Below are 12,297 nucleotides of genomic sequence, written 5' to 3'. Positions count from 1 at the left end.
ATTAAAATTCCTTGTCAAAGATTGCGCGAAATAACCATGCGCTGAATATCGCTGGTGCCTTCGTAGATCTGGCAGACGCGTACGTCGCGGTAGATACGTTCCAGCGGGAAGTCGTTGAGGTAACCGTAACCACCGAGGGTTTGCAACGCCATCGAGCAGACCTTCTCGGCCATCTCCGAGGCGAACAGTTTGGCCATCGACGCCTCCACCAGTGCCGGTTGCCCACTGTCACGCAGGGCCGCCGCGTAATGCACCATCTGCCGGGCGACGGCGATCTGCGTGGCCATGTCGGCGAGGCGGAAAGCTACGGCCTGATGTTCGATGATCGGCTTGCCGAAGGTGTCGCGTTCACGGGCGTAATCACGTGCTGCTTCAAACGCCGCGCGGGCCATGCCCACCGCTTGCGAAGCGATGCCGACGCGACCGCCTTCAAGGTTGGCCAGGGCGATCTTGTAGCCCTCGCCCTCTTCGCCCAAGCGATTGGCTACCGGTACTTTGACGTCTTCGAAGAGGATCTGGCAGGTGTCGGAAGCGTGTTGGCCGAGCTTGTCTTCGACGCGAGCGACTTTATAGCCCGGTGAATCGGTCGGCACGATAAACGCGCTGATACCGCGTTTGCCGGCACTCGGATCGGTCACCGCAAACACAATCACGATCCCGGCGTTTTGCCCGGAGGTGATGAACTGTTTGCAGCCGTTCAGCACGTAGTGATCGCCGTCCAGCCGTGCGCGGGTTTTCAGGCTGCTGGCATCGGAACCGGCCTGCGGTTCGGTCAATGCAAAAGCGCCGAGCATGGAGCCGCTGGCCAGCGGTTTGAGAAAGCGTTCACGCTGATCGTCGTTGCCGAACTTGAGGATCGGCACGCAGCCGACCGAGTTGTGCACGCTCATGATCGTCGAGCAGGCGCCGTCGCCAGCGGCGATTTCTTCCAGGGCCATGGCGTAGGCCAGATAACCAGTGTCGCAGCCGCCCCACTGCTCCGGCACGAGCATGCCGAAAAAGCCCAGCTCAGCCATCTGGCCGATGGCTTCCTTGGGGAAACGGTGCTCGCGATCCCACTCGGCGGCGAACGGTTTCAGGCGTTCCTCGGCAAACTGCCGGGCCATGTCGCGGATCTGGGTTTGGTCTTCGTTGGGAATCATGGTGAATCCTTAAATCCGGGTGACAACACCGAACCCTGTGGGAGCTGGCTTGCCAGCGATGGGGCCGTGTCACTGAACATATTGGCTGTCTGACCCACCGCCATCGCGGGCAAGCCCGCTCCCACAGGGTCCAGTGTCAACGTTAGTAAACGCATTCCACGGCCATGGCCGTCGCTTCGCCGCCGCCGATGCAGATGGCTGCCACACCGCGTTTGAGGTTGCGCTGGCGCAAGGCCGAGAGCAACGTCACCAGAATCCGCGCCCCCGACGCGCCGATCGGATGGCCCAGCGCACAGGCGCCACCATGCACATTCAGCTTGTCATGGGGGATTTCCAGGTGCGTCATCGCCGCCATGCCAACCACGGCAAACGCCTCGTTGACCTCAAACAGATCGACATCACCCAACGACCAACCGGTTTTCTTGATCAGTTTCTTGATTGCACCAATCGGTGCCACCGGGAACAGGCCCGGGGTATCAGCAAACGCGGCATGACCATGAATCACCGCCAGCGGTTTCAGCCCGAGTTTCTGTGCCTGCGACTGACGCATCAGCACCAGAGCCGCCGCGCCGTCAGAGATCGAACTGGAGTTCGCCGCCGTCACCGTGCCGCCTTCGCGGAACGCCGGTTTCAGCGAGGCGATCTTGTCCAGTTTGGCTTTCGGTGGCTGCTCATCGTGGCTGATCAGCACCTGCTCTTTGCCGGCGGTCACGGTCAGCGGAACGATTTCATCCTTGAAGCTGCCATCCTTGATCGCCTGCTGTGCGCGGGTGGTCGAGGCGATGGCAAACGCGTCCTGCGCTTCACGGCTGAAGTGGTTGGTCTCGGCGCAGTCTTCGGCGAAGGTGCCCATCAAGCGGCCCTTGTCGTAGGCGTCTTCGAGGCCGTCGAGGAACATCGAGTCGAGCACGCGGCCATGACCCATGCGATAACCGGCGCGGGCACGATCCAGCAGATACGGCGAGTTGGACATGCTTTCCATGCCACCGGCGATCACCACATCAGCACTGCCAGCCACCAGCATGTCGTGAGCGAGAATGGTAGTTTCCATGCCCGAACCGCACATCTTGTTGACCGTGGTGCAACGGGTCGATTTATCCAGCCCGGCGCCCAGTGCCGCTTGACGTGCAGGTGCCTGGCCGAGACCCGCAGGCAGTACGCAACCGAACAGCACTTCATCAACCGTGTCACTAGCAACACCGGCACGTTCAACCGCAGCCTTGATCGCAGCAGCACCGAGTTGCGGCGCGGTGAGGCTTTTCAGTTCGCCCTGAAAACCGCCCATCGGCGTGCGCACAGCGCTGACGATGACAATCGGATCGTTGGAAATAGTCATGACAAATCCTCCTTACTTGGCGGCCATGCGCAAGGCACCGTCGAGACGGATCACCTCGCCGTTGAGCATGCTGTTTTCGATGATATGCCGAACCAGCGCGGCGTACTCGGCAGGCTTGCCCAGACGCGGCGGGAACGGTACGCCGGCGGCCAGCGAATCGCGGACTTCCGGGGTCATGCCGGCCATCATCGGCGTTTCGAAAATGCCCGGTGCGATGGTCATCACGCGGATGCCGAAGCGTGCCAGTTCACGGGCGGCCGGCAGGGTCAGGCTGGCGATCGCGCCTTTCGAAGCGGAATACGCCGCTTGGCCGATCTGGCCGTCAAACGCTGCGACCGAGGCGGTGTTGATGATCACCCCGCGTTCGCCGTCGGCATTGGCCTCGGCTTCGGCGATGGCCGCAGCGGCCAGGCGCAGCATATTGAAGCTGCCGATCAGGTTGACGTTGATCACTTGGGCGAAACTGCTCAGTGCATGCGGGCCGTTCTTGCCGAGGATCTTCTCGCCACGGACGATACCGGCACAGTTGACCAGACCGTTTAGGCTGCCAAAGGCTTTAACGGTGGCCTGCACGGCAGCTTCAGCGGCGGCTTCGTTGCTGATATCGGCAACCACGCTTTGCGCGCCCAAACGCTGAGCCTGTGCGGCGACAGCTTCGGCATTCATGTCCACCAGCATCACTTTGGCGCCGGCACTGACCAGCAATTCAGCGGTGGCAGCACCCAGGCCAGAGGCGCCGCCGGTGACGATAAAAACCTTGTTCTCGATCTGCATGACTGTATTTCCTGATTCAAGCTGAAACGTTATGCGCCGCGGCCTCTTGAGCCTTGGCGATTTCCTGGTTGCGCAAGATAAAGCGCTGCAATTTGCCACTCGGGGTCTTGGGCAATTCGCTGACAAATTCGATTTCACGTGGGTATGAGTGCGCGGCCAGACGCTTGCGCACGTGTTGGCGCAGTTCTTCGGCCAGCTCGGGCGCGGCACGGTATTGCGCGCTCAGCACGACGAAGGCTTTGACCAGTTCGGTGCGCTCCGGATCAGGTTTGCCGACGACCGCTGCTTCGACCACCGCCGGGTGCTCAATCAGCGCACTTTCGACATCGAACGGGCCTACGCGGTAGCCCGATGTGGTGATCACGTCATCGCTGCGGCCGACAAAACTAATGCTGCCGTCCGGGTTCCACTCGACGGTGTCGCCGCTGAGGTAGTAATCGCCGACGAACGCCTTGGTCGGCGCGCCTTCGTAACCGCCGAACCAGCACATCGGCGATTGCGCACGGTCGATGGCGAGAATGCCCGGCTGGCCGACGCCGAGTTCGTTGTACTGATCGTCAAGCACCACGATGCGATGGCCCGGCGAGGCGAAACCGGCGGCACCAACGTGCACCGCGTGATCAAGGCCATGGTGATTGCACAGGACCATGCCCAGTTCGGTCTGGCCGTAATGGTCGTGGATGACCACGCCGAGGTTGTCGGCGAACCAGCGGATGACTTCCGGGTTCAGCGGCTCGCCGGCGCTGCTGACGATGCGCAACTTGCCCTTGATCGACTTGGCGAATTCGTCGCCACCGGCAATCAGCAAGCGATAAGCGGTGGGCGAACCGGTGAGGTTGGTGATGCCGTATTTGTTGATCACCCGGCAGGTGCTTTCGAGGGTGAACGGCCCATCGTAGAAAGTGATTGGATGGCCCATCGACAACGGCCCGGTGACGCCGAAGTAGATGCCGTAGGCCCAACCCGGATCGGCGACGTTCCAGAAGGCGTCTTCGGGACGCAGGTCTACGGCATCGCGGGTGTAACTCTGGAACGCGACGATGGCTTTGAGCGGTACCGACAGCGCTTTCGAAGGGCCGGTGGTGCCGGACGTGAACATCAACAGAAACGGATCTTCGCCAGTCAGCAATACCGGTTCGCAGACGTTGGAATAATTGGCCAGTTCGGCCCAGAAGCTGAAGTCGCCACGGACGATGCCCTGGCCTTTCGCGCCGCCAACGGTAACGAGGGTCGGGCAGTCAGCGACTTCGGCGAGTTTCGGCCGGTTGACCGCATCGGTGATCACAACTTTGGCGCCGGAGCTGTTCAGGCGATGTTCGAGGGCCTTGGGGCCGAAGGCGGTGAACAGTGGTTGATACACCGCGCCGATGCGCCAGGTGGCGAGCACGGTGATGAGCAATTCGATGTTGCGCGGCAGCAGGCCGGCGACCTTGTCACCCTTCTGCACGCCTTGGGCGAGGAGGAAGTTGGCGAAACGCGCGGCTTTGTCCTGGAGCTCGCTGAAGGTGTACGTCGCACTCGCGCCGTCGCGGCCTTCCCAGAACAGCGCAATGCGCCCGGGCAAGGCATGACGGTCGCAACATTCGACGCAGGCGTTGAGCGCCGCCAGCGTACCGCTGAGCGCGGCATCCACGGTGTGCTGATAGTTGAACTGTTCAGTGGCAGACAAGTAATCGCGCATTGCCAGAATCCCTCTGTTTTTTTATTAGGCTGGGAAGCGTAAACAACAGGGGGATAGTCGCGCTGTGGGGCGGCGGCGGCAATGGTCAAAGCCATCAATGTGGCTGACTGGTTTGGCCAAGACCGCTACCACACTGATCGTTCCCACGCTCTGCGTGGGAATGCAGCCTCGGACGCTCTGCGTCCGCTCCAGAGCTGGAACGCGGAGCGTCCCTTGAGGCATTCCCACGCGGAGCGTGGGAACGATCAAGCGGCGGAATGTGTTGGGTCAGACAACCTCATTCAGGATCAGTTGGCGATAGTGGCCCGGATTCGACCCCGACCATTTGCGAAACGCCTTGTAGAACGAACTCGCATCGGCAAATCCCAAGCGGCTGGCAATCTCGACAAAACTGATCGACGGCTCCGCCAGCCAGATAATCGCCAGCTCTTTGCGCACACTGTCCTTGAGCCCTTGGTAGGTCTGCCCTTCCTCGGCCAAACGCCGGCGCAGTGTCGAAGCCGACATGCACAACTGTTGGGCCAGGGCCTCGGTTTCCGGCCACTGCTCGGCCGGCAACTCCCGCAGATCGTGCTTGATCCGACTGGCTAGGCTCTCCGGGTCGCGGTACTTGACCAGGATGTTGGCCGGGGCGTGGGCGAGAAAGCGTTTCAGTTCTTCGGCGGTGCGCTTGATCGGTAGATCGAGACAATCGGCAGAGAAGATCATCCGTGTGCGTGGACGCTCGAAACGCAGGTTTTCCGAGAACATCACTCGATAGTCATCGGTGAACTCCGGCGCCGCACAGCGCAGTTCGATCGCCAGAATCGGAATCCGCCGCCCCGCCAGCCAACAGGCCACGCCGTGGACGATCATCCAGTAGGTGAAATAGGTGAAAGCGCGGCGTGGCTCGGGATCGTCCTCGAGCAAAACGATTTCCGCCAGACTTTGCTGGTGCACCAGTTGTGCGGGCAGGCGTTCGAGCATCAGTGACAGAAAGCTCAGGCCCGTATTCAAACCCGCCGCCAGCGTCGATTGCGCCATGGTGCTGCGGCAGAGGAATTCGAGGCTGCCAGACTTGAGCTTGCGCGGGTCCATGCCAAAGAACTCGTCATCCCCGCGTCGGGCCAACAAGCGCCAGAGTCTGGCGTACTGCGAGGCGGGCACCCGGCCGTGTTCGGTTTGCAGCAACGCCGGAGCAATCCCGACCTTGTTCAACACCTCTTCGGTGGCTGCGCCCGGGGCACAACTTTGCAGCAGCGCTTCACGCACCAGTTGCACGGCGATGGTGTCTTTTTCCGACATGGAGCGCGGTGAACCTTGTTGTTTTGGGTGGCAGGCATATTACCGCAGCTAACACAAATACCCATGTAGGAGCTGCCGAAGGTTCGGGCCGCGATCGGACGATCTTTTGATCTTGATTCTATAAATCAAAAGATCGCAGCCTTCGGCAGCTCCTACAGGGTTCCGGTGTCACCCGCATGAGAATGGTTGTTCTTTACTTTGTTCAGCTTGTGTTCAGGTTTATGTCAATCAATGTCATGTGAGAATGACTTTCATTATGTTACAACTTGTAACCTCTTCGAATGACTTGTTGGATACCGAATGCTTGTTCCCTTCCTGATCATGCTGCGCGAAGGCATTGAAGCCGCGCTGATCGTTGGCATTATCGCCAGCTACCTGCAACAGACTGGCCGTGGTCAATGGATGCCTGCCGTGTGGATCGGCGTATTTCTCGCCGCTGCCCTCGCCCTGCTGGTGGGCGGTGGTCTTGAATTGGTCAGCGCTGAATTCCCGCAAAAGCAGCAGGAACTGTTCGAAGGCATCGTCGGGCTGGTGGCCGTGGGTATTCTCAGTTCGATGGTGTTCTGGATGCGCAAAGTGGCGCGTTCGATCAAACATTCGCTGCAAGCTTCGCTGGACGAGGCGCTAACGTCCTCGAAACACCAAGTGATCGCACTGATCGCCATGGTGTTCTTCGCGGTCGCTCGCGAAGGCCTGGAAACGGTGTTCTTCCTGCTCGCGGTATTCCAGCAAAGCGAAGGCCCCGGCGCGCCCATCGGTGCCCTGCTCGGGCTGATTCTGGCGATCATCGTCGGTTTCCTGATCTACAGCGGCAGCATGCGCCTCAATCTTTCAGCGTTCTTCAAGTGGACCGGCCTGTTCATTCTGGTGGTGGCCGCCGGGATTCTCGCCAACTCGGTGCAAGCCCTGCATGAAGCCGGGCTGTGGAATCACCTGCAAACCGTACTCTTCGACTTCAGCGCGACGCTGCCGATGGATGGCCCGTTGGGCTCGGTGCTGGCCGGTATGTTCGGTTATCAGGATGCGCCGACCGTCAGCACCCTCGGTGCCTATCTGCTTTATCTGCTGGTGGCACTGGTGATGTTCTTTCTCCCCGCGCCCAAGCCTTCCGCGCAATCGTCTTCCGTTTCCAGCCAATAAGGGCATTCATGTCAAAGCCTAATACTCCTCAGGCCTCCCCTCCTCGCGCCTTGCGTTGGGCGGTGGCCGGTTCGGTGGTGGTGATGATCGCCGCCGGTGGTCTGTTTTATTACGCCTCGAAAATGGCTGCGGCCAAGCGTCAGCACAACCACGATGAAGTGGTGGTGAACATTCATCCGGGCAGTTGTGAACCCAACGCGCTGACGGTGCCGGCCGGCCGCGCCAGTTTCCGCATCGTCAACCGCTCCGACCGCGCGGTGGAATGGGAAATCCTCGACGGCGTGCTCGTCGTCGAGGAGCGGGAAAACATTGCGCCAGGCCTCAGCCAAGTGATCAACGCCAACCTGCAACCGGGCGATTACGCGATCACCTGCGGCCTGCTGAGCAACCCGCGCGGCACCCTGCACGTGACGCCAACTGCCGCCTCTGATGCTGCGGCCAAAGCCAAGCCATCGATGGTCGCCTTCGTCGGGCCGCTGTCGGAATTTCGCGTATACCTGGCCAGCCAGAGCAACGCATTGATCAAAGCCGTGACCGCGCTCGATCAAGCGATTGAAAGCGGCGACTTGAGTCAGGCTCAAGCGCTGTACTTACCGGCCCGCGCGGCTTATCAGCGTCTGGCCCCTGCCGCGCAACGCCTGGCGGAACTGGACAACAGCATCAACGCCCGCGCCGATTATTTCGAAAAGCGCGAACAGGATCCGGCCTTCGTCGGTTTCCACCGCATCGAATACGCACTGTTCGAGCAACGCAATCTCGACCAACTGACGCCCGTTGCCCAGCGCCTGCTCAGCGATGTCACCACGCTCAAACAGCAATTGCTCGCGCAGAGCCTGCCACCGGAGCAACTGGTCAGCATCATCGTGCGCAACCTCAACACCTTGGCCGACGTCCGTGCTGCCAGCGGTGAAGAAGAACGCTACAGCCACAGCGACCTCAACGGTTTCGCTGCCAACGCGCAAACCGCACATAAAGTCGTCGATCTGTTGCGGCCAATGTTGACCAAGTCGGCGGCCGAGCTGTTGCCGAAAATCGACCAGGCACTGGCAGACTTCGACAGCGAACTCGACAACTACAAGATCAAGGACGGCTACGCCAGTTACGACGCCATCAGCGGCGAACAACGCAAGCAGATTGCCGACAAGGCCCAGGCTCTGGCCGACGCTCTGGATGGCATCGATCCCGCCCTCGGCCTCTCCGGCCTGTAAGCAGAAGACCCTTTGACGATGAAAGATAGCGAACCACTCAACCTGCAACGTCGCCGTGTCCTGATGGGCATGGGCGCCGCCGGTGTCGCCCTCGCCGGCTCGACCCTGAGCTGTCCGGCCATGGCCGCCGCGCCGGCACAAGTCACCGAAGCACCGAGCAGTGACAAGACCGAAGACCGTCACGATTTCCACGGCATCCACCAGACCGGCATCGTCACCCCGCGCCCGGCGTCGGGCATGCTCGTATCGTTCGACGTGTTGGCCAGTGATCGTGAAGATCTGGAGCGGCTGTTCCGCACCCTCAACGAGCGCATCGCGTTCCTGATGAAGGGCGGCCCGGTGGCGCAGATCGATCCGAAACTGCCGCCGCCGGACTCCGGCATCCTTGGCCCGAATGTAACCCCGGACAACCTGACCATCACCGTTTCGGTCGGCGAGTCGCTGTTCGACGAGCGCTTCGGTCTGGCCGACGCCAAGCCCAAGCGTCTGATGCGCATGGTCGGGTTTCCCAACGATGCGCTGGACGCCGATTGCTGCCACGGCGACCTGAGCCTGCAGTTCTGCTCGAACACCGCCGACACCAACATTCACGCCCTGCGCGATATCGTCAAAAACCTTCCCGACCTGCTGCTGGTGCGCTGGAAACAGGAAGGCAGCGTGCCGCCGCAAGCCCCGGCAAAAGCCGGTGTGCCGGCGCAATCGGCGCGTAACTTCCTGGGGTTCCGCGATGGCTCGGCCAACCCCGATTCCAACGACGCTAAAGCCATGGATCGCCTGGTCTGGGTGCAACCGGGCAGTGACGAACCGGCCTGGGCTGCTCACGGCAGCTATCAAGCGGTGCGGATCATCCGCAACTTTGTCGAGCGCTGGGACCGTACGCCATTGCAGGAACAGGAAAGCATCATCGGCCGGGTCAAAACTACCGGCGCGCCGATGGGTGCGCAGCATGAGACTGAAGTCCCGGACTACAGCAAAGACCCGGCCGGCAAGCTGACCAAGCTCGACGCGCACATTCGCCTGGCCAACCCGCGCACCGCCGCGAGCCAAGCCAACCTGATCCTGCGCCGGCCGTTCAACTATTCGAATGGCGTGAACAAGAACGGCCAGCTCGACATGGGCCTGCTGTTCATCTGCTACCAGGCCGACCTGGAAAAAGGCTTTATCACCGTGCAGACCCGCCTCAACGGCGAGCCGCTGGAGGAATACCTCAAACCGGTCGGCGGCGGCTATTTCTTCACCCTGCCGGGTGTCACGGGCGACAAGGACTTTATCGGTCGCTCGCTGCTCAACGCCACACAACCGAAAACAGCCGCATAAAATAATCTCGATACTGGAGCCGCCCCGATGAAAAAGACGCCACTCGCGTTATTGCTGACCCTTGGTTTGCTCAACACCCCGCTGTCGGCATTCGCCGCCACTGCACCGCTGGATCTGGTGGGGCCGGTTTCGGACTACAAGATTTACGTCACCGAGCAACTGGATGAGCTGGGCAGCCACACCCAACAATTCACCGATGCCGTGAAGAAAGGCGATTTGGCCACCGCGCAAAAGCTCTACGCACCGACCCGCGTTTACTACGAGTCGATCGAGCCGATTGCCGAGCTGTTCAGTGACCTCGATGCGTCCATCGACTCCCGCGTCGACGACCACGAGAAAGGCGTGAAGGCTGACGACTTCACCGGCTTCCACCGCATCGAGTACTCGCTGTTCTCGGAAAAAAGTACCCAGGGCCTTAACGAGTTGGCGGACAAGCTCAACAGCGACGTAAAAGATCTGCAAACCCGCGTCGCCGGCCTGACTTTCCCGCCGGAAAAAGTCGTCGGCGGCGCCGCCGCGCTGCTGGAAGAAGTCGCCGCGACCAAGATCTCCGGCGAAGAGGATCGCTACAGCCACACCGACCTGTATGACTTCCAGGGCAACATCGACGGCGCGAAGAAAATCGTTGATCTGTTCCGTCCGCAGATCGAGCAGCAGGACAAGGCTTTTGCTGCGAAGGTGGACAAGAACTTTGCCACGGTCGACAAGATTCTGGCCAAGTACAAGACTAAGGATGGTGGTTTCGAGACGTATGACAAGGTGAAGGACAACGACCGTAAAGCGTTGGTTGGGCCGGTGAATACGCTGGCGGAAGACCTGTCCACGTTGCGTGGCAAGTTGGGTCTGAATTGATTTTTTGTAGCGTCTAAGCGGGCCCCATCGCTGGCAAGCCAGCTCCCACAGTGTTCTCGGTCATTCACAAATATTGTGTACACCATAGAACCTGTGGGAGCTGGGTTGCCAGCGATGGCATTTTCAGCAGCCTACAAAATCCGGTAAAGCAACCGCTCAATCCGCACCCGACTCACGCGCTTGAGAAACTTGGCCACCCCGGCCGGGTATTCCGGCAGCGTCTCCAGGCTCTGAAAGCTGTCAATCCGCGTGGTATGGCGGAAAATCTCTTCAAGCTCTTTCGCCCGCGGCTCCAGCCATTCCCCTTTCGGGTCATCGATCAACAAGGCGTTTTCCAGATCCAGGCGGAACGCCCGTGGATTGAGGTTGTTGCCGGTCAGCAACGTATAACGCTGATCAATCCACATGCCCTTGAGGTGATAGGTGTTGTCGCCGTCACGCCACAGGTGCAGGTTCAACTGCCCGCTGTCGATGTTGCGCTGATGCCGTTTGGCGAAGCGGCGCAGGCTGATTTCGTACAGATACGGCAACGCCGCGATCACCTTGAACGGCTCGCTCGGCGGAATATAAAAGTCGTTGGCCGTCTTGTCGCCGACCACGATATCGATCTTCACGCCACGGGCCAGCGCTCGGTTGATCTCGCGAATCACACCCAGCGGCAGGTTGAAGTACGGCGTGCAGATGGTCAGCTGTTTTTGCGCGCTGGCGATCAGTTCGAGAATCGCCCGGTTCAACGGGTTGTTCTTGCCGACGCCGAGCAACGGGCTGACCGACAGGCCGTCTCTGGCGACGCTGCCATTGGCGGTGTCGTACGTCGCGTACTTGAGACGGCTGCGCAGATCGCCGATGTCGTTGCGCAGGCTGCGCGTGGTCGGCAGGTTCGGCAGATCGAGACGATGCACGGCTTTGGATTCGATCAGGCCGTGCTTGACCAGGTGATGCATCGAATCAGCCAGTTCGTGGCTTTGCAGCACGTGGTAACGGTCGAAGCGGTACTTGTCGAATTTGTGCAGGTAAACGTTGTTCAGGCTCGCGCCGCTGTAGACCACGCAGTCGTCGATCACGAAGCCTTTCAAATGCAGCACACCGAACAACTCGCGGGTCTGCACCGGCACGCCGTACACCGGCACTTCGCTCTGGTGCGTGCGGGTCATTTCCTGATACCACGCCGAGTTACCCGGCTGCTTGCCAGCGCCGATCAGCCCGCGCTGGGCACGCAACCAATCGACGACCACGGCGATCTCCAGCTCGGGGCGCTTGAGCTTGGCGGCGTGCAAGGCATCGAGGATTTCCTGACCGGCTTCGTCTTGCTGCAGATACAGCGCAACGATGTAGATGCGCTGGGTCGCCGTGGCGATTTTCTCCAGCAGGCAACGACGAAACTCGGCGGCGCCGGACAGAATGGTCACGGCCTCGGCGGTCAGCGGAAAGCTGCGCAATTTGGGCAGCAAGGAACGTTTGAAAAGCAACGGCATAGGGCTCGCAATGGGTCGAATCCGAAGAACCCGAGAGCTTACACCATCGCATCCTTCGGGTCTTGTTAGTGCCCGTAAAGAGATCAAA

General features: G+C 60.5%; 10 protein-coding genes. 4 read left to right on the top strand and 6 right to left on the bottom strand.

Annotation, left to right across the window (positions count from 1 at the left end; translation table 11 throughout):
* Window positions 1–14 precede the first annotated feature (14 nt).
* From ACOYXH_RS11105 to ACOYXH_RS11085, 5 genes are all read right to left on the bottom strand, one after another.
* Window positions 15–1,142, bottom strand: coding sequence for an acyl-CoA dehydrogenase (locus ACOYXH_RS11105; protein WP_460410682.1), 1,128 nt, complete (start codon window positions 1,140–1,142; stop codon window positions 15–17).
* A gap of 142 nt (window positions 1,143–1,284) precedes the next feature.
* The gene (locus tag ACOYXH_RS11100) at window positions 1,285–2,478 is read right to left on the bottom strand and encodes an acetyl-CoA C-acyltransferase (protein WP_320414456.1); all 1,194 of its coding nucleotides are present in this window, start codon (window positions 2,476–2,478) and stop codon (window positions 1,285–1,287) included.
* A gap of 12 nt (window positions 2,479–2,490) precedes the next feature.
* Complete coding sequence (locus ACOYXH_RS11095) at window positions 2,491–3,252, bottom strand: SDR family NAD(P)-dependent oxidoreductase (RefSeq protein WP_095126290.1); 762 nt, start codon at window positions 3,250–3,252, stop codon at window positions 2,491–2,493.
* Between the two features lie 16 nt (window positions 3,253–3,268).
* Window positions 3,269–4,933 carry an AMP-binding protein gene (locus tag ACOYXH_RS11090; RefSeq protein ID WP_095048891.1) on the bottom strand — a complete coding sequence of 555 codons (1,665 nt, stop codon included), beginning with the start codon at window positions 4,931–4,933 and terminating at the stop codon, window positions 3,269–3,271.
* A 267-nt stretch (window positions 4,934–5,200) separates the two neighbouring features.
* Entirely contained in the window at window positions 5,201–6,217 is a 1,017-nt protein-coding gene (locus tag ACOYXH_RS11085; protein WP_095048890.1) for an AraC family transcriptional regulator, read from the bottom strand.
* Window positions 6,218–6,517: 300 nt separating this feature from the next.
* Here ACOYXH_RS11085 and efeU point away from each other — a divergent pair, with 300 nt between their 5' ends.
* Genes efeU through efeO (ACOYXH_RS11065) form a run of 4 tightly spaced genes read left to right on the top strand, consistent with a single transcriptional unit; the run spans window position 6,518 to window position 10,734 of the window.
* Window positions 6,518–7,357 carry an iron uptake transporter permease EfeU gene (efeU, locus tag ACOYXH_RS11080; RefSeq protein ID WP_095048889.1) on the top strand — a complete coding sequence of 280 codons (840 nt, stop codon included), beginning with the start codon at window positions 6,518–6,520 and terminating at the stop codon, window positions 7,355–7,357.
* Between the two features lie 8 nt (window positions 7,358–7,365).
* Window positions 7,366–8,565 (top strand): iron uptake system protein EfeO, encoded by a 1,200-nt coding sequence (gene efeO, locus ACOYXH_RS11075; protein WP_220556144.1) that lies wholly within the window; start codon window positions 7,366–7,368, stop codon window positions 8,563–8,565.
* A gap of 18 nt (window positions 8,566–8,583) precedes the next feature.
* Window positions 8,584–9,882, top strand: coding sequence for an iron uptake transporter deferrochelatase/peroxidase subunit (gene efeB, locus ACOYXH_RS11070; RefSeq protein WP_220556143.1), 1,299 nt, complete (start codon window positions 8,584–8,586; stop codon window positions 9,880–9,882).
* Window positions 9,883–9,909: 27 nt separating this feature from the next.
* The gene (efeO, locus tag ACOYXH_RS11065; protein WP_095126287.1) at window positions 9,910–10,734 is read left to right on the top strand and encodes an iron uptake system protein EfeO; all 825 of its coding nucleotides are present in this window, start codon (window positions 9,910–9,912) and stop codon (window positions 10,732–10,734) included.
* Window positions 10,735–10,865: 131 nt separating this feature from the next.
* On the opposite strand, the gene pssA is transcribed toward efeO (ACOYXH_RS11065), so the two are convergent.
* Entirely contained in the window at window positions 10,866–12,209 is a 1,344-nt protein-coding gene (pssA, locus tag ACOYXH_RS11060; protein WP_095048886.1) for a CDP-diacylglycerol--serine O-phosphatidyltransferase, read from the bottom strand.
* Window positions 12,210–12,297: the final 88 nt, after the last annotated feature.

The sequence above is a fragment of the Pseudomonas sp. Mb7 genome (genome assembly GCF_054790525.1).
Note: the sequence above shows the minus strand (reverse complement) of the source record. Positions and strands in the feature narration are given on the sequence as shown.